The organism is Paenibacillus sp. FSL H8-0317 (assembly GCF_045040685.1).
GTDB lineage: Bacteria > Bacillota > Bacilli > Paenibacillales > Paenibacillaceae > Paenibacillus.
The window spans coordinates 3,418,542-3,438,058 of record NZ_CP150294.1; the positions used below are offsets into that span (position 1 = coordinate 3,418,542).

The 19,517-nt window shown below is 44.1% G+C and carries 22 protein-coding genes; 15 read left to right on the forward strand and 7 right to left on the reverse strand.

The genetic code is table 11. The annotated features are described in order from the left end of the window. Nucleotides 1-126: 126 nt before the first annotated feature. Nucleotides 127-900, reverse strand: a complete 774-nt coding sequence (locus tag MHB43_RS15310) for a DUF817 domain-containing protein (RefSeq protein WP_405132272.1) — start codon at nucleotides 898-900, stop codon at nucleotides 127-129. A 267-nt stretch (nucleotides 901-1,167) separates the two neighbouring features. Between MHB43_RS15310 and MHB43_RS15315 the strand changes: the two genes are divergently transcribed. Together MHB43_RS15315 and bshB2 are read left to right on the forward strand one after the other, a co-directional pair. Further along, a complete protein-coding gene (locus MHB43_RS15315) occupies nucleotides 1,168-1,512 on the forward strand; it encodes a YojF family protein (protein ID WP_405132273.1) in 345 nt (114 codons plus the stop codon). 23 nt (nucleotides 1,513-1,535) lie between these two features. Next, nucleotides 1,536-2,210, forward strand: a complete 675-nt coding sequence (gene bshB2 / locus MHB43_RS15320; RefSeq protein WP_405132274.1) for a bacillithiol biosynthesis deacetylase BshB2 — start codon at nucleotides 1,536-1,538, stop codon at nucleotides 2,208-2,210. Nucleotides 2,211-2,331: 121 nt separating this feature from the next. On the opposite strand, the gene MHB43_RS15325 is transcribed toward bshB2, so the two are convergent. Together MHB43_RS15325 and MHB43_RS15330 are read right to left on the reverse strand one after the other, a co-directional pair. After that, entirely contained in the window at nucleotides 2,332-3,129 is a 798-nt protein-coding gene (locus MHB43_RS15325; protein ID WP_405132275.1) for a hypothetical protein, read from the reverse strand. 1 nt (nucleotide 3,130) lies between these two features. Next, entirely contained in the window at nucleotides 3,131-4,012 is an 882-nt protein-coding gene (locus MHB43_RS15330; protein WP_405132276.1) for an ABC transporter ATP-binding protein, read from the reverse strand. A 139-nt stretch (nucleotides 4,013-4,151) separates the two neighbouring features. On the opposite strand from MHB43_RS15330, the gene MHB43_RS15335 reads away from it, so the two are divergent. The 6 genes from MHB43_RS15335 to MHB43_RS15360 all read left to right on the forward strand — a co-directional run bounded on the left by MHB43_RS15335 (nucleotide 4,152) and on the right by MHB43_RS15360 (nucleotide 9,156). Further along, a complete protein-coding gene (locus MHB43_RS15335; RefSeq protein ID WP_221819399.1) occupies nucleotides 4,152-4,751 on the forward strand; it encodes a TetR/AcrR family transcriptional regulator in 600 nt (199 codons plus the stop codon). A gap of 328 nt (nucleotides 4,752-5,079) precedes the next feature. Continuing rightward, nucleotides 5,080-6,468, forward strand: coding sequence for a nitrous oxide reductase family maturation protein NosD (locus MHB43_RS15340; protein WP_405132277.1), 1,389 nt, complete (start codon nucleotides 5,080-5,082; stop codon nucleotides 6,466-6,468). After that, nucleotides 6,465-7,046: a nitrous oxide reductase accessory protein NosL gene (locus MHB43_RS15345; RefSeq protein ID WP_405132278.1), complete on the forward strand. Its 582-nt coding sequence runs from the start codon at nucleotides 6,465-6,467 to the stop codon at nucleotides 7,044-7,046. The genes MHB43_RS15340 and MHB43_RS15345 overlap by 4 nt, the downstream gene beginning before the upstream one ends. A 28-nt stretch (nucleotides 7,047-7,074) precedes the next feature. Beyond that, entirely contained in the window at nucleotides 7,075-7,896 is an 822-nt protein-coding gene (locus tag MHB43_RS15350; protein WP_405132433.1) for an ABC transporter permease, read from the forward strand. Further along, nucleotides 7,889-8,602: an ABC transporter ATP-binding protein gene (locus tag MHB43_RS15355; protein WP_405132279.1), complete on the forward strand. Its 714-nt coding sequence runs from the start codon at nucleotides 7,889-7,891 to the stop codon at nucleotides 8,600-8,602. The genes MHB43_RS15350 and MHB43_RS15355 overlap by 8 nt, the downstream gene beginning before the upstream one ends. 2 nt (nucleotides 8,603-8,604) lie before the next feature. Further along, on the forward strand, nucleotides 8,605-9,156 hold the full coding sequence (locus tag MHB43_RS15360) for a TlpA family protein disulfide reductase (protein WP_405132280.1): 552 nt from the start codon (nucleotides 8,605-8,607) through the stop codon (nucleotides 9,154-9,156). 176 nt (nucleotides 9,157-9,332) lie between these two features. Here the strand turns inward: MHB43_RS15360 and metE are convergent, their stop codons facing one another. Then, on the reverse strand, nucleotides 9,333-11,627 hold the full coding sequence (metE, locus tag MHB43_RS15365; protein WP_405132281.1) for a 5-methyltetrahydropteroyltriglutamate--homocysteine S-methyltransferase: 2,295 nt from the start codon (nucleotides 11,625-11,627) through the stop codon (nucleotides 9,333-9,335). Nucleotides 11,628-11,851: 224 nt separating this feature from the next. Here metE and MHB43_RS15370 point away from each other — a divergent pair, with 224 nt between their 5' ends. Further along, nucleotides 11,852-12,475 (forward strand): hypothetical protein, encoded by a 624-nt coding sequence (locus MHB43_RS15370; protein ID WP_339184989.1) that lies wholly within the window; start codon nucleotides 11,852-11,854, stop codon nucleotides 12,473-12,475. Nucleotides 12,476-12,548: 73 nt separating this feature from the next. Here the strand turns inward: MHB43_RS15370 and MHB43_RS15375 are convergent, their stop codons facing one another. Beyond that, nucleotides 12,549-13,214, reverse strand: coding sequence for an MBL fold metallo-hydrolase (locus tag MHB43_RS15375; RefSeq protein ID WP_339184992.1), 666 nt, complete (start codon nucleotides 13,212-13,214; stop codon nucleotides 12,549-12,551). 205 nt (nucleotides 13,215-13,419) lie between these two features. On the opposite strand from MHB43_RS15375, the gene MHB43_RS15380 reads away from it, so the two are divergent. Continuing rightward, nucleotides 13,420-13,890 (forward strand): GNAT family N-acetyltransferase, encoded by a 471-nt coding sequence (locus tag MHB43_RS15380; RefSeq protein ID WP_339184994.1) that lies wholly within the window; start codon nucleotides 13,420-13,422, stop codon nucleotides 13,888-13,890. A 143-nt stretch (nucleotides 13,891-14,033) separates the two neighbouring features. Here MHB43_RS15380 and MHB43_RS15385 read toward each other — a convergent pair whose 3' ends face one another. After that, complete coding sequence (locus MHB43_RS15385) at nucleotides 14,034-14,399, reverse strand: winged helix-turn-helix transcriptional regulator (protein ID WP_405132434.1); 366 nt, start codon at nucleotides 14,397-14,399, stop codon at nucleotides 14,034-14,036. A 105-nt stretch (nucleotides 14,400-14,504) separates the two neighbouring features. Here MHB43_RS15385 and MHB43_RS15390 point away from each other — a divergent pair, with 105 nt between their 5' ends. From MHB43_RS15390 to MHB43_RS15400, 3 genes are all read left to right on the forward strand, one after another. Continuing rightward, the gene (locus MHB43_RS15390) at nucleotides 14,505-15,362 is read left to right on the forward strand and encodes an arginase family protein (protein ID WP_405132282.1); all 858 of its coding nucleotides are present in this window, start codon (nucleotides 14,505-14,507) and stop codon (nucleotides 15,360-15,362) included. A gap of 360 nt (nucleotides 15,363-15,722) precedes the next feature. Further along, nucleotides 15,723-16,286: an MFS transporter gene (locus MHB43_RS15395; protein WP_405132283.1), complete on the forward strand. Its 564-nt coding sequence runs from the start codon at nucleotides 15,723-15,725 to the stop codon at nucleotides 16,284-16,286. Continuing rightward, a complete protein-coding gene (locus MHB43_RS15400; protein ID WP_405132284.1) occupies nucleotides 16,190-16,684 on the forward strand; it encodes an MFS transporter in 495 nt (164 codons plus the stop codon). The genes MHB43_RS15395 and MHB43_RS15400 overlap by 97 nt, the downstream gene beginning before the upstream one ends. A gap of 86 nt (nucleotides 16,685-16,770) precedes the next feature. Here MHB43_RS15400 and MHB43_RS15405 read toward each other — a convergent pair whose 3' ends face one another. Then, the gene (locus MHB43_RS15405; RefSeq protein WP_405132285.1) at nucleotides 16,771-17,583 is read right to left on the reverse strand and encodes an undecaprenyl-diphosphate phosphatase; all 813 of its coding nucleotides are present in this window, start codon (nucleotides 17,581-17,583) and stop codon (nucleotides 16,771-16,773) included. A gap of 206 nt (nucleotides 17,584-17,789) precedes the next feature. On the opposite strand from MHB43_RS15405, the gene MHB43_RS15410 reads away from it, so the two are divergent. Then, entirely contained in the window at nucleotides 17,790-18,818 is a 1,029-nt protein-coding gene (locus MHB43_RS15410; RefSeq protein WP_405132286.1) for an ABC transporter substrate-binding protein, read from the forward strand. Nucleotides 18,819-19,007: 189 nt separating this feature from the next. Further along, entirely contained in the window at nucleotides 19,008-19,433 is a 426-nt protein-coding gene (locus MHB43_RS15415) for a MarR family winged helix-turn-helix transcriptional regulator (RefSeq protein ID WP_145317429.1), read from the forward strand. The last annotated feature ends 84 nt before the right edge of the window (nucleotides 19,434-19,517 follow it).

The following is a 19,517-nucleotide window of genomic DNA, read 5'->3' on the forward strand; positions in this document are numbered from 1 at the left end:
TACAGAATTACCATTTAGGTGAGAAATGCATTAACACAGCAAAAAACAGCGGCTTTCGAAGACTTTAGGTACGAGTCTAAGATTGCTGCTGTTTTACGGTTAGAGAATAAATAGTTAACTGTATTTTCAATCATCTGCGGTTCGATTGGCTTTCACATATTTGAGCTGCGCAACGATGATGACACTGATGATGACCAGGAGGAACCACGAACTAATTTTGCTAAAGCTAACCAGTTGCCAGGCATCATGCTGATCAGGGTATTTCCAGGCATTAAAGAATGTAGCGATATTCTCAGCAGTCCAAATGAAGAAACCAACAATGATAAAAGCAAGCGATAAGGGCATTCGATAGGTCGTTGCTCGTACCCGGTAAATAATCCAGGTTTTCCAGAAGACAATGAATACAAGCGCCGTCAGCCACCAGCGAAAATCGGGCATAAAATGATGAGTGAAAAAGTTAATATAGATGGCTGCTCCGAGCAGCATCGAAGGTGCAAAACCAGGCCATCCGGTCATGTCCATTCGCAGTCTTCGCCACACCTGACACATAAAACTGGCTACACTTGCATACATGAATCCACTATAAAGAGGGACACCCAGGATTTTGGTGTAAGCTGGCTCAGGGTATGACCATGATCCCATCCATACTTTATAGATTTCCAACACGAGGCCAATAATGTGAAATACACAGATGACCTTGATTTCATCCTTGGTTTCCAAGCCGCTTCGATACATCAGGTACTGCACAGCAAGCAATACGAGCAGAATGGCATCATACCGATGAAGGAAAGGAATAGGAATTACGCTGGACAGGGCCAGTGTTCCAAAGATCGCTACGGGAAATATGCAGCTCATGGCCTGATGATAGCCAAAATGAAGTAGTTGTATTAGAGATTTCAAGTCGAGTTAAACTCCTTTCCAAACATGTTGGAGCAAGATTCATTTAAGATTTAAGGTTCTTCATCACGGTCGTTTTTGCCTACACTTCATAATATAGATATGGTCCATGAATAAAAAGAGAAAAAACCACGCAAATCTGTTCTTGTTTTCAAACTGGAATCATCATGAGAGGGCTCTATGAGAGGTCGACAGGGTCACTCCATGTATATTCTCTTGTGGTTATGTTAAAATGAAATTCGTACAATTACATTAGACAAGGAGGCCGCTATGCAACCGATTAAACCTCAAGACATTCAGCTCCGGATCAATAATCTTGCTGATCAGGACTTATACGTACATCTAGAACTTACGTCAGGTGCTTACGCACAACACATGGACAGTACAAAGCATCCAGCATCCGCATTCATTACCAATGCGGCCATACGATATACGCAGGGGTCCATTTCAGGTACAGGTCCATACCGTGTTGGTCTGAAAACAACGCAGGGATGGCTTTACGCCGAAGGACTTACACATATTGATGAGCAGGAACAAGAAAGACTGATTCTCGCCGGTCACGACAGCAAAGGTAAACTAGTTGTGGCGTTACAATTAAGCCGAGAAATGTTCTGATGAAAGCGGAGGATTGAATAACCATGAATACTACACACAATGAGCATGAGCGCATCTTGGTGGTATATCCACATCCAGATGATGAAGCTTTCTCTGTATCGGGAACGTTAGCCAAATACATAGATGGCGGTGCCCATGTAACCTATGCTTGTCTAACACTTGGCGAGATGGGGCGCAATATGGGGATTCCTCCATTTGCCAACCGAGTGACGTTGCCTGGTATCCGTAAACAGGAACTCATCGAAGCTTCTGAAGCGATTGGTATTCAGGACCTGAGAATGCTGGGTTTCCACGATAAAATGCTGGAGTTCGAAGACCCACAGTTACTGGAAGATACCATTACGTCGCTACTTAAAGAGTTGAACCCCACGCTGGTCATTACGTTCTATCCAGGGTACAGTGTTCATCCCGATCATGATGCAACGGGAGCCGCTGTTATACGTACAATCGCTAAACTTCCTGTGGATGAACGTCCGATGGTTCACTGCGTTGCGTTCGCTAATAATCAGGAACAGTACATTGGCAAACCGGATGTATTTGTTGACGTATCCGAATTTTTGGATCGGAAAATGGCGTCGATTCGTGCCCACCGTTCACAATTCCAAGCAGCAGAGCTTGTAGGAAATCGTGAGCTGAATAATGAAGAAATCAAGAAACGTTTTGGCAGAGAAACATTTTGGACCTATCCATTTGAATAAATGATTCACCGGAAGTCGCACACGTTCAAACGGGACGAAGCAGAGGTTTATCCTGCTTCGTCCCGTTTACGTTAATCCATCATTATGGCCCTTTGCGGGAGTAGATCAAACTATACCCGGATTAAATAGGCAAATCTTTTCTATCAAAAATAATAATTCCTGCAGCATACAGAAGTGCTGCAAGTCCTGCGAACACAGCCATTCCCACATACGCATAGCTGTCACCTGCGAACAATCGCACCGGATCGAACAAGGAATACAATGACATATTGCCAATCCAGCTCAACGTTTCTCCTGAATCGCCCAGCATTTGCAGTAGTACAAACGCTACAGGAACACCGGCCCCGAATCCAAGGCTATACTTGCTTTCATTTGCCAAACAAGATGCGAAAAAACAGATGCCATTGATGGCGTAATACATCAGAAGGGCGTAAAGATTAAGCCAAATGAAATTGTTAATATCCATAAGCCCCGGAAACATGATAGATGATACAACAAGAGTTAGTACCGTAATCCAGCAAAAGATCGCTGTTATTGAAATCAGACTGTAAACCGCTTGGGTAACAGCAATGCGTTTTCTTGAGTTGGACGTTGAAAGCAGATAGGACATACTTCCTTTATCAACATGAGCGGCCATTATTCGGTGGTTCGTAATGATGGAAACAATCATGGGGAACAAATAGAGAAGAAGACTGTAAAGTGTTCCGGAAAGAAAGGTGAGCAAAGTGGTTCCAACGTTCATTCCCATAGCATTGATGAGCTCAGGAGGAAGCATGCTCAACATTTCTTTTAGTGCATCGACACTATCAGGATCGAACATACCTATCAGCATAATGGAGTAAAAAGAATATATGGCTACAATAAGAAACCAAATGAACCGATTGGCCCGCATGTTTGCTTTAAATAATGCCCAAGACATATTAAATTTGCTCCTTCCCATAAAAGTCCATGAAAATTTGCTCAAGCGTTTGGGGAGGGCACTCCATATCAATAACCTTACATTGGGAGAGTACCCTGAGCACTTGGTCATATCCATCCGTAATCTTAATCTCCACACGTAAGGGACCCAATTCAGTATAAAGGAGGTCGTTATTTTGAAGGACCTTCATATCCTCCGCATTCGCCAGAGCGACTACAACGCTCTTCGGCAGTGTCGTTTTTAGCGAGTTTATGTTCTCCACGGTTACGATTGACCCTTCTCGTATGATGCCCACACGTTCACAAGTGTGATCGACTTCATCAAAGAGATGGGAAGACATGAGTATCGTTTTGCCCCGTTTTTTTTCCTCAATAATCAATTCGACAAATCTTCTCTGCATCAGCGGATCCAACCCGCTTGTAGGTTCATCAAGGATAAGCACCGCAGGGTCGTGCATAAAAGCGGCGATCAACCCTACTTTTTGTTTCATCCCCTTGGACATTTTGCGGATCTTCTGACCTGAATCCAACTCGAATCGGTTGATTAATTGATCGCGGAGCAATTTGTCCTTACGACCTCTTAAATCATCAATAAATTCCAGAAAATGCATGCCTGTCATGTTATCGTAAAATGCGATCTCACCAGGCACATAACCCAAATTCTTCTGTATTTGTGCTGCTTCCTTTCTGCAGTCTAAGCCGTTGATGCTAGACATCCCGCTGGAGGGATTCACAAATCCCATCAGATGACGTAGAGTAGTTGTTTTTCCGGCTCCATTGGGCCCAAGAAATCCAAAGACCTCTCCTTCTTCAACGTCAAAACTCACATCCCTAATTCCCTTACCGTTTGAATAGATCTTGGTTAAAGAGTGGACCTTGATCATTGACCTCAACCTCCACGGATAATTATGTAACAATATTCTTTCTAGTTACATAATATTGCTAGCTTGAATAGATGTCAATAAAAATATAACATAGAGATATCTTGTTACATAATTCGCGGAGGATAGGACGGTAGATTTCATGAATGGCTTCGAAAAACGCAGAGAACAGAAAAAAAAGCAAATCCTGCAATCACTAATCGATATGATCATGACTCGAAATTTTAAAGAAATCGGTGTAAGGGAGATCGCGCAACATGCTGGTGTTTCTCCTGCATCCATATATAACTTTTTTGGAAGCAAAGAAGAATTGGCCAAGGAGATCTTTTACCATCAAATAGAGGAGTCGGGAAAGGAATTCAGTCTTGTAATGAACTCCGATATTCCTTTTGAAGATAAGATGAGTAAAATGTATGAGGTATCCGTAAACAATCAAGAGACGTTGAATAGTGAGGGCATTAAGAATTTTATGTTCGAAGATCCAGCATTCAAAGAGCATGTTGAGGATTATGCCAGAAATGTTGTCATCCCTGAGCTTATGAAGCTGATCGAACAAGGCAAAGCCGAGGGAAAAATAAAAGGAGGCGTATCGGCAGAAGCCATCATGATTTTTATGAATGGGATCATGACCATGTTGAGCGAACCGTCTTTTGCAGAAAAACTTAACGTAAATGTGCGAAAAGACTTGGGCAAGCTGTTTCTTTACGGAATTCTGGGTAAGAGGGAAGAAGAAGACTATTGATCACAATACACCTTCGTTTAGGAAGTCGCCTATATGGCGGCTTTTTTTGATTTACATCACAATATCGACACAAAAATGTAGTGTCTATAGCCTAATTGAGCTATATGGAATAAATATCATTTTAAGTACACTGTGATCAGGATTGTGATAACGCTTCATTTATTACGTTGCTTTAATGAATGAGAGACATGAAATGTTGGATTTTAAGTGGAATGGAGGGATGGTGTGTACAACCAACGTATACATGGGATTAACGCAAGACTCGTTGAATGCATTGCCACAGCAATAAGTAACTGTAACAAGAAGCCAGAATTGCGCGTGAAGATTCATGGGTAATCCTCGGGCAGGATTGGGTGCATTCGACAGTTGTAAGAAGAGTCGGGTTACGAGTGTAATTTTTCTAATCGGAATGATGATGCTCCTACTATCTCTTCCGCACGGTGCAATCATGGCCTCCTCCGAACATCGTGAGCTCATTCCCCTTCAGCCTATGATTGACCGTTCTACACCTGGAGAAGTCATTAAACTTGCATCAGGTCGTTATTCTGGACCGGTGACGATTGACAAAAACATCACCATTCAGGGTGATCCTACGGTCATAGTTGTTAATGCGGAAGCCACCTCTACGATAATGATTCGCTCGGATGGGGTGAAATTGAGCGGTTTTACAATTGAACATGATACGAATGAACAGACTGCAGCGATTCAGGTTGAAGGGAAAAACAATGAAATTACGGATATGCATATTCAGACCCAGGGGTATGGGATGATTATCCGGAATTCGAGTCATGCAACGATTCAACGGAACAACATTACTTGGATGGGGGCTGATTCTGCTTCCAGTGGCCAGAAGGGCAATGGCATTGATCTGTACAACTCCCATGATAGCTACATTGAGGCCAATGAGATCACCGGCATGAGGGATGGAATCTATCTGGAGAACAGTCGAAAGTCTACCGTGCAAAATAACAGGCTGTTACATACAAGGTATGGCATCCACTGTATGTACATTGACGGCTCTTCTGTCATGGACAATACCGGAGAGGAGAACATGACAGGTGCCATGATTATGGGTGTCAAGAATACGGTCATATCGGGGAATTCCTTTCGCAAACAAAGTACCAATGTTCACTCCCAAGGGATTCTGTTGTATGACGTACATCAATCTTCTGTTCACAACAATGTAGTGGAGGGTAATCGTGTCGGCATGAATATTGCAGAATCCTCAGGCAATGAGATCCGTGGCAATGCGGTGCTTCGGAATTTTGTTGGCATACAGCTTGTTCTGGCAGAAGCTAATGAGTTAACACGTAACCGATTGGTATCCAATGTCATTGAGGCTTCCGCGCTGGATAGTCCGAATAATGTCCTGATGGAGAATTACTGGGACTCCTTTCAGGGGCTTGATCTGAACCAGGATGGAATCAGTGAAATTTCCTATGCTATCAATCCTTTTTATGAGCAACTGGTCAGTCGGAATTCTGCGTATCAGCTCTTTTTCCAATCACCGGGTATGGTCTTTCTGAGTGACTTGTTTACAGAAGGCAGAGAACAATGGACTACCGACAATTCGCCACGAATGAGCATGGATACGAAATCTGATCTGAACATGTCAGTGGAAAGTGCTACAGGTTCCAAGATGGTGTGGATGTTCGGGTTAGTTCTGTTGGGTATGGCAACTTTTATAATCATCTATATGGGGGTATTACGAAAATGAACAAAGGCTTGAATAGAAGATGGACATTGGTCATGGTACTTATGTTTGGCATGGTAGTGTTAACCGCTTGCGGAACAAAATACGCGGCATTGCCGATCAATGAGGACGTGGATATCTGTGCGATCTGTAAAATGCAGGTGAAGGACGATGCATATGCAACACAGCTCACTACGAAAGACGGCCAAAATTACAAGTTCGATGATATCGGCTGCATGAACCAGTGGAAAACAGAAAATGGCACAGATAACATCGGCATGGACTATGTACGTGATTACAATGACAAGGAATGGATTGAATACAGCAAAGCCACGTATGTATACGATGCTTCATTGCGTACACCTATGGCCTATGGCATTCTTAACTTTAAGGACAAGCCCTCGGCTGAAGCTTTCATTGCAGAGCAAGGTGTTGGAACCATTATGACCGCTGAGGATCTTGCCTCCCATGACTGGAAACAGAACACGGAGAATATGGACATGATGGGTGAACATGGGCATGATGAGCACGGACATGGTGAAGAAGGAGATGGTAATGAGATGCATCAGGAAGGTGAGATGAAAGAAGAGTCAGGCCACTAAGTATGACAATAGAAAATGGTGATCAATGATGTCAGATATGATACAGATTGCAAGACGAGAAGTGAAAATGGGATTTCGCAATCCTTGGGCGTATTCGTTTCTGATCCTTTTTTGCACCTTTAGCTTAAGCTTGTTACTTCTGAATTCGCAGAATCTGGTTGAAGGATATTCAGGCACAACAGGGTCGATGTTGAATCTCATTCTCTACCTTTTGCCATTAATGACGCTATTCCTCGGTTCCTTCTCACTAACATCCGAAAAGGAAGACGGTAGCTGGCAACTGTTATCCACGTATCCCATCGGCACGATGTCTTTTATTGTGGGCAAGTATCTCGGGCTCTCGATTGTTTTAATCACCATTGTTGCGTTTGGATACGGCCTGATGGGGGTCATTAGCGGAGTAATCGGGAATCCAATGGATGTCATGACATATCTTCTCTTTCTGGCATTTTCCTGTGGACTGGTGTTGTTATTCCTGACACTGGCTCTCTTTATCGGTTCGTTGTCGCGTAATCGGTGGCAGGCGTTGACGATCTCCGTGACCGTATGGTTTTTCGCAGTCATTGGGTGGCCGACCTTATTGCTCTCTGTGCTGGGACTGATGCCTTATCTGTGGGTGAAACCGCTGCTGGTTATGTTCACGCTCATCAATCCGGCCGAGCTGGTGCGCTTGTATGTCGTGATCAAACTTGGGGGCGGCTCCATTCTGGGACCAGAATATTATCGATGGGTGGAGTGGGTGCAGCAACCAAGTGGCAGTTGGATCTTCATCGGGATATGCCTATTCTGGATAACCTTCTCTATCCTAGCGGTATATGCGATCTGGGAGAGGGGGCGTTCTCATGGATAAAGTGGGACTCGAAGTGATGGATTTGTGTAAATCCATTAAAAAGCAACCCATTGTTCAGGATATCTCCTTTCGCATAACTTCAGGCCAGGTACTTGCCCTCTGTGGAGGGAATGGCGCAGGGAAGAGCACAGTGCTGCGTATGATCGCCGGAATTCTTCGGCCTACCTCCGGTGAGGTTGTGGTGAACAATGTACGATGGTTGAAGGAGCGCAAGCGTTATTCACAGCAAATTGGATATATGCCGGACGATTATCAATTTAATCAAGGACTGACCGCAGAGGAAGTACTTCTGTTCTGGGCTTCTCTAAGGAAAGTTCCCAAGGAGAGAGTACAGGAAGTACTGACCATGGTAGGTTTGGCGGATCAAAAGAACAAACGGGTTACGACCTTCTCCAAAGGCATGCGCCAGCGTGTGTTATTCGCTCAAGCTGTGCTGTCGAAACCTCCACTGCTCATTATGGATGAGCCAACAAATGGATTGGACCCATTCTGGATGCAGGAATTAACTCAGCTGCTCAAAAGAATCAAACAGGATGGTCACATGGTCGTGTTCTCGACCCATCAGTTGGAGATTGCAGACGATATTGCGGATCAGGTGATATTCATGAACCATGGACGTAATGTTGGAGAGGGCTCTACTCACGACTTTTGTGATCAATTCGGTTCGCTCCATGCAGCATTTCATCAAAGTCTTGGTTTAAAGTGAAGGTGAGTTTATTGCAGAAGAAGAGTTTTAAAAGTAGAAGTACACTTACAATTTTGATTGGTGTGATCGCACTGTTAGCAGGTACATGGGCCATTTTCGAAAATGTATCGACACCCGAATCTCAGCGAGGTAACGCTATTGAAGCAGGTGCAAAAGCCCCTGAGTTCACAGCGGTTAATTCAGCAGGGGAACAAGTCAGCCTGTCCGATTATCAGGGCAAAGCCGTGATGATTAACTTTTGGGCTTCATGGTGCACACCTTGTGTAAGGGAGATGCCGCTCGTTCACCAGATTGCTCAGGACTATCAGAATGACGTGGAAACCCTGTTTGTTAATGTGGGGGAATCGAAGGGCACGATCCGTGAGTTTATGGATAAGCAGGCGTTTGATTTTCCGGTGATCATTGATGTGACGGGCAACATATCAGGCATGTATCGTATAACGGGTTTGCCGGCAACAATGGTCATTGATAGGGAAGGGGAGTTCCGTCACATACTGCTCGGTGAACTGACCGAAGATATACCGTTGCAGCAATGGCTGGAAGAGAGTATCTAGTCGTAAGCGTTGGATGGTGGTGAGAAAAGGGGCAGGAACGCTAAAGGTCGCCATGTTACAAGTGAAATGAATGTACGTTAAAAGTAACTATAATAATAAAAGCATAAAAAGCCGGACACCCGTTTAACGAAGGGGTGTCCGGCTTTACTTTTGAAGTTATGCTGCTTCGCAGCCGATTACAATACAGCAGCTGAAGCGTGATTGTTACGAGCGATTCTGGTTGCGTCAACCATGTTACGCAGGGAAGCTACCGTTTCTTCCTGTCCACGGGTTTTTAATCCGCAGTCCGGGTTAATCCAGAACAACTTCGGATCAAGAACACGCAGGGCACGTTCAATCATGCTGCTCATTTCATCTACGCTCGGAACACGTGGACTATGGATGTCATATACGCCAAGACCGATACCGAGCTCATACGTATTTTCTTCAAAACTATGAATCAGTTCACCGTGACTACGGGATGTCTCAATGGAGATAACATCTGCATCCATAGCTTCAATGGAATCAATCATGTCATGGAATTCGCAATAGCACATATGCGTATGAATTTGAGTCGTTTCATGCACTGTGCACGTAGAGATACGGAACGCTTTGACAGCCCAAGCCAGGTAATCGGCTTGTTCATTTTCTTTCAGCGGAAGTCCTTCACGAACAGCCGGCTCGTCAACCTGGATCATACCAATGCCTGCCTGTTCAAGTGCTTCGACTTCCTGTCTCAACGCATACGCCAATTGATAGGCAATCTGCTCACGAGCAATGTCTTCGCGTACGAATGACCAGTTCATGATGGTAATCGGGCCAGTCAGCATGCCTTTGACAGGACGCTCAGTCTGCGATTGGGCATATTTCGTTTCTTCCACCGTCATTTCACCCGTAAATGCAACATCGCCGAAGATAATAGGTGGCTTCACGCAACGTGAACCATATGATTGTACCCAGCCAAACTGTGTAAAGGCAAAACCGGCCAGTTTCTCGCCAAAGAATTCAACCATGTCGGTACGCTCAAACTCACCATGCACCAGTACGTCAATTCCGATCTCTTCCTGAATCTTAATCCAGATATCAATCTGCTCCCGGATGAAGGCAGCATACTGCTCGTTGTTCAATTCGCCTTTACGCCACAACTGACGTGCTTTTCTGACTTCAGCAGATTGTGGGAAACTACCAATCGTTGTTGTCGGGAAGAGTGGCAATTGCCATTTGGCCTGTTGAGCTTCATGACGCTCTGCAAAAGGACGGGAGCGCTCTGGCTGTTGAACACTGATGGAAGCAACGGCTTTCTGTACAGCGGTCCGGTTCCGATCTTCGGATTGCTGAAGCGCCAGAAGAGGAAGCTCTGCTTCGTCTATTTTGGCGGTAATCTCTGCACTTGGTGAAGATAAGGCTGTAGTCAAAAGAACAATCTCATCCAGCTTTTCATCTGCAAATGCAAGAGCATTCTTCAGTTCAGATGTAAGTTTTGCCTCACGGTCTGTCGTAACTGGCACATGCAGCAGGCTGCAAGATGATTGCACGATGATACGTTCAGGCGTCACGAACTCAGTCAATTCATTCAGCAAGTTCAGTTTTGCTTGAAGGGAAGCTTTCCAGATCCCACGTCCATCAATAATACCTGCTCCGAGCACTTTGTCTGCCGGGAAACCGGATGTCCGAATAGATTGTGTGTTACCAGAGAGTCCGTGTACAAAATCAAGTCCTACACCTTGAACTGGCAGTGCAACAATGTCGTTGTAGTTTTCGACAGATTCAAAGTACGTTTGCAGCATAATATTCAGGCCTGGAATGGCTGCGGCAAATGTTTTATATATTTTATTCAGACGCTGTACGTCTTCATCGCTTAATTTGGTTACCAGGATAGGTTCGTCGACCTGCACCCATTGAACGCCTTCGCTTGCAAGTTCTTGAAGCAATTGAGTGTAAAGTGGCAGCAAGCGGTCCAGCCAAGCGTCTGTCTCGGATTTATCATAACCTTTGGAGAGCTTCAGGAAGGTTAACGGTCCAACAATAACCGGTTTGCCTTCAATGCCGAGTTTTTCTTTTGCTTCACGATAAGCGAGAAGTGGTTTGTTCTCCGTCAGAGTTGGGGAAGCCCCGTCCAGCTCAGGTACTATGTAGTGATAGTTAGTGTTAAACCATTTTGTCATTTCACTTGCTGCGGCATCTTTTGTTCCCCGAGCGATGCCATAATATACGGACAACGGAACAGAGCCACCATCATAAGCAAAACGTTTAGGAATAATGCCAAACATCACGGCCGTATCCAGGATATGATCATAATAGCTAAAGTCATTAACCGGAATGATGTCGATGCCTTTCGCTTGTTGCTTGCGCAAATGATCGATACGGATCTCCTGCAAACGTGCGTGGAATTCATTTTCCTCCAGCTTGCCTGCCCAGAACGCTTCCAACGCTTTCTTCCATTCCCGATCAGCACCAATACGCGGATATCCCAATACACTACTTTTTGTCATTGTTTAAAACCCCTCTGCTTTTATGTTACACAAAATTTATCACAGATCCGGAGTTATAATGTAATTCCATTAAATTATACCTAGTTATAGCCTAGGGCTATACCAAAAAGAATATTTAGTATGAAGTATAGAACTTGAAGAGATCATTACGTTTGAAATAGACACCACTAATGTTACAATGGTTAACTATGTTCATACGAATGAGTGAAAGGAAGGCGGTACGCATGAATCTGTATCACATCCAGTCCACCGTGCACGGAGTCAACAGAGTAACATCATTTTTGGAAGACAATTATATTGGTATTGCTTGGTCAGGTACAGGGGATCTGGAGCAAACGCCCCCGGAGCTATGGAAGGAACAGTTGGTTCAATACTATAGCTTGGATGAAGCAGAATTGGCGAGCACACTCGCGACACTACATATGTTTGTTAACCTCATGCAGGATGGAGATTATGTAATAATTAGCGATGATGAATGGACGTATGTTGGGGATATCGGGGATTATTATTACGACGATTCCGCTGGCACAGAAAACGACTTGATCTGTCACCGTCGGGGAGTTACATGGTTGGGTCGTATTCCTCTCGCTGAGCTGAATGGCAAAGTGCAGGCACTGCAAAATGATTCAGCCATCCTTGCGAAGTTTGAGTATCCCATATCACAAGCACATCTGGATCGAGGTCTTGCAGTCAGTATAACAGCCGAAGCAACCAACTCTCTCTCAACAGGGGTAGATGAAGCCACAATTCAAACAGCTCTCCAGGTGCTGAGAGAAGCGTTACACAGTGAAGAAGAAGAGCTGCGAATTCGTGCGGCTACAGCCATTTTGCAATATGCCAAGCAATAGGAAGACTATGCTAAGACTAAGAATGGTTATTGGGTTTAGACGGTAACCATTCGCGGATCAGCAATTTTAATAACTATAACCCCTGAGTAAGTTCTGAGATCTGTTCATTTACATTCCCATGACTTCGTCCACCGTGATAACAAATCACAGATGTAATGTCGAGTTCGATATACTTTTTCAAAGAGAATCGAGCTGTCTCTGTATCCAGCGTAGTTGGTTCATGAATGCCTCCAAGCCTGCCGTCTACACTGAACATTGAATCCCCGGCGATGAGCGTCTTGCTGTCCATCAAGTATAGACTGATATGACCTGGCGTATGACCAGGTGTATGAATAACGCGAATTCCACCGCAAAACGGCAGTTCCTGACCATCAGACACCGTTTCATCTACTTTGCCCTTTGGAGAATGCTCAAGGTGACCATCTTTGAGAAGAGGGAGCTGTCCCTCAATATATGGCTTATCCAGCTCATGTGCATATATCTTGACTTGTGAGCCACACTCTTTCAAAATCTCGGGAAGACACCCGATATGGTCCACATCCTGATGTGTGAAAATCACTGCTTTAAGTTGGCTGATCGGCACACCTACCTTTTCGAGTTCGATACATAAATCGTCATATTGTCCAGGGAAACCGGTATCTATTAACACAGCCATTTCTTCATCCCATATCAGAACAGGGTGAATTATATTCCCCTCAAAATCAAGCTGAAGCATTGCTATTCCCTTTGAAATTTCCATAATATCAGACCTCCGAGAGTTGGAATTCATATACATCGTTGCTCGTTATATTTCTTATGTAAACGAATAAAGACGGCAAAAAGATACGTTCAGATGCTTATAGAAATATTCAATGAATGAGGGAATTGACGCTTGCTGTTGGGAATGATAATTTAGATATATCATTTAAACCAATAAGTCCAATAAGATAAAGGGGGTATGTGGGATGACACATATCGTGCATGCAGCAGCTGAAGATATTCGAAGCGAAGATTCGCTGTTACTGATCAAGGAACTGAGTGAAGAACTCGGGTTGTTATATGGCGGTGATGGAACTGCAAGATTTCAACTGTCAGACGTTGAGGTGCCACGTGCGGCTTTTATCGTTGCCAGGATCGACGGGTATCCGGTTGGTTGCGGAGCACTTAGACCCCTTGATGAAACATCTGTAGAAGTTAAACGCATGTATACACGCAGTGGTTACCGCCGTAAGGGGATTGCCCAAGCTATATTGGCCGAGGCAGAGCGTCTTGCGAACGAACTTGGTTATACCAATCTGAAACTGCAAACAGGTCCCTTGCAACCAGAAGCTGCAGCGCTGTATGAGCGTGTAGGGTATTATCGAATTCCTGTTTTCAGCGGAAATTGGGACAGAGTGTTGGCATATCAGAAAGATCTGGTACACGAAAAAGTATAATTCTACGAATCACAGCTTTTATTGTGCTGAACGGACAGAGGAACACAAGATAAAAGTAAAAAAGTCGCCGATTGGCGACTTTTTGCGTTTTAACATACTCCATTTAGTCAAATTATCTCATCTGAGTATATAGACAAAAGCGTTCAATCCGTTGCGCTATTATTGATCGAAGGTTCTTGATGTTGGACACCCCATTCACATAGGCCTTCCAAAACGGGCAATAACGTTTCAGCTTTGGCCGTCAGACGATACTCGACTTTAGGAGGGACTTGGGGATACTCTTTTCGTTCGACCATACCATCTGCTTCCAATTCTTTGAGCTGTGAACTCAGCGTTTTATACGTGATGGCGCCAATCTGTTTTTTTAGTTCATTAAAACGAACAGGCTGGTTATCAGCCAGAAGATACATAATCACCATTTTCCATTTGCCACCAATGACAGACAACGTGTATCCAAAAGGGGTATCTTGAATGTTTTTAACTTTACCGTGGTACTCAGCCATACTCATCATTTACACTATCCTTTCGGGTAGTACCTATCATAAAAGACCGTACTATTTATTTGTTTGGGCTCAGTTTATACTAACCTTACCTTGATGTAAAGGAGATTTACGATGACTCAAAAAACAATACGTCTGCTTATGCCACAATGGCAAGGTGGAGATAATCCGAACTACTCTTTTGGAGCGGAACTGCTTGCTTGGCTCGCACCTGACAATAATCAACCTCTCATTCATGTTCCTGTTGAGGCTTATGATGGAACACCTCTGGTAAGCGAGAACGGGATAAAAGGCAGAACACAGCTACTTCAGCAATTGCTGGCTGCCCAGCATATCATTCAAGCTCACCAGCCTGATCGCATTGTCATGTTTGGTGGTGACTGTTTGGTCGAACAAGCCCCGTTTGCTTATTTAAATGAACGATATGGCGGAGAACTTGGTTTGATATGGATTGATGCTCACGGTGATTTGGTTAGATACGAGGGCTATGACAACGGTCATACTTTACCGCTCGGGAACCTTCTTGGGGAAGGAGATCCGGAGTTTGCCAAACATGTGAGAGTCCCTTTGAAACCTGAACATGTCTTCATGGCCGGGTTGACAACCCCCACGGAACAGGAAACCGAAGTGATTCAAAGATTGGGTATCCGAACGGCTGGAACTGAAGAATTAACCCATGGCATGGATTCGATTAAGAAGTGGATTAAAGAGACTGGGTTCAAACACCTGGCAATTCACCTTGATCTGGATGTGCTTGATCCCCACATGTTCCGTTCATTGTTATTCGCCAAACCAGGAGAACCTTATGAGTTTTCACCAGCGGGAACCATGCAAATACCTCACTTGCTTCATCTGATCAAAGAACTGTCTGAAGAAACAGATGTAGTTGGATTAGGAATAACTGAGCATATGCCGTGGGATGCCATTAACTTGAAGCATTTGCTTGGAGAAATTCCTATTTTGAACCAGTGATATAGGTTATAAGTCGCCAGAATATATCAGGATACTGATATATTAAGTCAATATTGAGGAAGATCATCAATACAAATATCAATATTATTATATGGGTGGTTCAATGCAAATCAGAATTCAAACAAACTGAGGAGAGTACACCCAGATGGTCACGTTATTGTTAATCATTATTTATCTCGCATTTATAGGGCTGGGATTACCTGATGCTTTACTTGGCAGTGCCTGGTCCGTTATGAAACACGATATACATGCGACAACAGAAATGGCTGGTTATATATCGCTAATCATTTCATTTAGTACAGTAGTGTCAAGTCTGTCTGCCAGCCGATTGTTACACCGGTTTGGAACGGTAAAGTCACATTGTTCAGTATACTCTCAACAACGATCGCGCTGTTGGGATTCTCATTCTCTGAGAATTTTGTGTTTTTACTGATTCTGGCGATCCCTCTCGGTCTGGGTGCAGGTTCGGTGGATGCGGCACTAAGTAATTATGTAGCATTGCATTTCAAAGCCAAGCATATGAACTGGTTGCATTGTTTCTGGGGAATTGGCGCAGTGACAGGCCCACTCGTTATGGCATATTGGCTGAATCAAGCAAACAACTGGCGTGCAGGATACGTTACTGTGGGGTTGATTTTGCTTGGGATCGTGGTGGTCTTATTATCAACTTTGTCTCTATGGAGGATTTTTGAGAAGGGAAGAGTAGAGGGTTCAGGTGATGAGAAGAAACGTGTAAGCAACCGTGAGGCCATACGTATCCCCGGCGTGAAAATGTCGATGCTTGCGATGCTCTGTTACAATGGTCCGAAACTGCTGCCGGTCTGTGGATGGCTTCTTTCTTCATTGTTAGCAAAGGAGTTTCTCCAGGTACTTCCGCAGCACTATCCTCCCTATTTTTCATTGGCATTATCTTGGGACGCGTAATCTCAGGTTTTCTTTCGACTCATGTATCCAGTAAAAATCTCATCAGGTATGGTGGAATCGTTGGATGCGTCGGACTGGTTATCCTGGTTATGCCGATTCCTTATTGGATTGCCGCAGGGGCTTTGTTCATCGTGGGATTGGGCGGAGCACCGATCTATCCGAGCATTGTTCATGCGACACCGGAACGCTTCGGTGAGAAGGCATCTCCAAGTGTAATTGGACTTGAAATGGCCAGTGCCTATACAGGTTCAACACTCATCCCGTTGGGTATGGGGCTTATAGCCAGCCAATGGGGAATGTCAATGGTACCTCTAATCCTGCTGATTCTGTTCAGTGTCATGTTCGTGGCTACAGAGCTGGTTAACAGAAGCAACAAGGCTACGCGCCTGACCGTTTAGCTCTTGCTATAGGTCATTATGGCTCTGCCACTATACAACAAAGGAACAACCATCGCTGGTTGTTCCTTTTGGTGTGTGGACTTTTTTTATAAGAAAATCAGCAACAAAGTACCTGCGGCAAAACAGTAATACGAAAAGTATTTCAGGTTGCCTTTGGCCATAATGCCCATAAACCATCTCATGGAGAAATACGTGACGAAAAGCGTCGTGATGAATGCGATCAGATAAGGGATAGCCAGCTGTGATCGATTCGGATCATTGGCGATGTCGGATACCCCCATAATGAGTCCGCCAATACTTATGGGAATGTACAACATGAAGGAGAACTTCAAAGCTGTTTCCTGTTTCATGCCAACAGCGATGGACGCAATTACAGTTGCACCTGAGCGGCTAATGCCCGGAATAAGAGCGACCGCCTGAGCCAGACCTACCAACAATGCATCTTTCGTAGACAGATCACCGTCTTGCTTGCGACCACGGAGATTACGAATCAGCCATAAGGCAACTCCGGTGATCAATAGTGCGATGGAAACCGTATATACGGACGAGAAAATTTCTTCAATCCGGTCCTTGAACAGGACTGCAACGACAGCAGCAGGGATCGTACCAATAATTATGTATAAGCAAAACATGAGGTCTGCTCGATATTCTTCTTTACGAGTACGCAGGTAACCTAGTGCACCAATAATCAATTTTTTGATATCTTCCCGGTATATAAAAATAATAGCGATGAGTGATGCCGTGTTCGTTAAAATCTCAAATGACAATCCATTCTGCTTGATGCCCATGAGTTTCTGAGCGATGATCAGATGACCGCTTGAGGAGACGGGGATTGGCTCCGTCGCACCTTGAACTATACCTAAAAACAAATACTTTAACCACAATATAATCTCTTCCATGTTTTCCTCCTTGAATACGTTTCATTGGCTTTCCAATGTGTTCCTTTATTTGTATTATTATTTACTCTATTGATGATAGCTGTTTAACGTGGTGACTTGCAAGTTAGAATTCATAGAGTGAGTGAAATAAACTTGTCTTGTAAAAACATTCAGAGCATGTTATCGTTGATAACGATTATCAATATCAATGAAGAGGTGGGTTTATTTTGCTGAAACAGAGAACACCAATATGGTTCATGATGTCACTCATCTTGCTACTAGTACTGAGTGCATGTGGACAATCTGCCAAGACCAATAGTACAACCGCGGACAGCACCAATGCAGCTGCGGATACAGAAACCAAGACGGACTCGAATGCAGCTTCTTCCGCTGAAACCAGTGCCACTACTGAAGAGGAGCTCGTTACATATCAATCGGATGCAGGCGAAGTACAGGTACCGAAGAATCCTAAGCGCATTATTGATTTGACCTCATTTTCGACAGGCTACTTTGTAGCCCTTGATGCACCGGTAGTCGGCGCTTTATCAGGAGCGATGAACAACAAATATATCAAGGATCAACTTGCAGCAGCGGGTACCAGTGATCTGGGTGAAGAGCCTACACCAGAGAAACTAATCAGTTTAAAACCTGACTTATTTATTGTGTACACTGGAACAGAAGGCATCGACAAGCTGGAGCAGATTGCACCTGTCGTACAGATTACATTTGGAAAGCGTGATTTCAAGGATCTAATGCTTGAAATGGGTAAGCTCACCAATAGAGAAGACGCCGCAATAGCCTGGAATGCTAACTGGGAAGCGAAGATCAACGAATTGAAGCCCAAGGTTCAGGAAACTGTAGGCGATCGCACCGTTTCCATACTGAATCCGTACGCCAAAGGATTATTTGTATTTGGTCATAACTATGGTCGAGGCGGTGAAATTATTTACGGGGAGTTTGGTCTCAAGGCACCAGCCAAGGCTCAAGCTGAAGCAATTGATAGCGGGACCGGATGGGCTTCAATTTCCATGGAACTGTTGCCGGAGTATGCAGGTGATATCATCTTCACCAGCCCGTGGTCGGGAGATACGACTGATCCCAAGATCGTATATGATAATACATTATGGAAGAACTTGCCTGCGGTGAAGGGAAACCAGGTGTTTCAGCTTGACCCTACCTCAGACACGTACAATGATCCGGTAACCCTGGAAGGACAGCTGCAGTTTATTACGGACAGCTTGCTTTCGGCAAAATAAGATAGAACCATATACATGGTAATACTGGAGCATTTCCGAAACGTTGCTACAAGACGAGGGAATGCTCTTCTTATGAGCATAGAATTTTATATAAGAGTCGATCTTGGTTTGATTTTGACCAATGTAATTAAGCTTGATACAATAGGATAACTGCTGATAAACATTAAATATCAAGTGGGGTGATCTAGATTGCAGCAAAAAAGTGAACGTTTGAATGTTTGGTTGGCTTTCTCTAACCTTCATACCCATCTGAACGAGAAGCTGGAACAAGCTCTGCTTCAACAATATGACTTATCTTTGAAGGAATTTTATGTGTTAAATTTCATATATAATGCGGAGGGTAAGGAGTTACGCCTACAACAACTTCAAGAACTGGTGGGGTTGAGCCAAAGTGCTACTTCCAGGCTCGTCGTTAGGATGGAAGCGAAAGACTGTGGGGCGCTGGAAAGACATGCATGTGAAGATGACCGGCGTGGCATTTACACTCGTATTACGGAGCTTGGAGAGAATAAATACAAGAAAGCACTTCAAACGTTTAATCAGGTCTTGCAAACTGAATTGGAACAGGATGGATTTGAGACTCGATTAGAGAACCTCACTAAAGAATTGTTCTAAGGCCAGGGTGAATATAGGGTAATGTAGTCATTTACCCTATAAGAAGACTTGACACTCATTAATATATCCTTTAAATTAAATGCA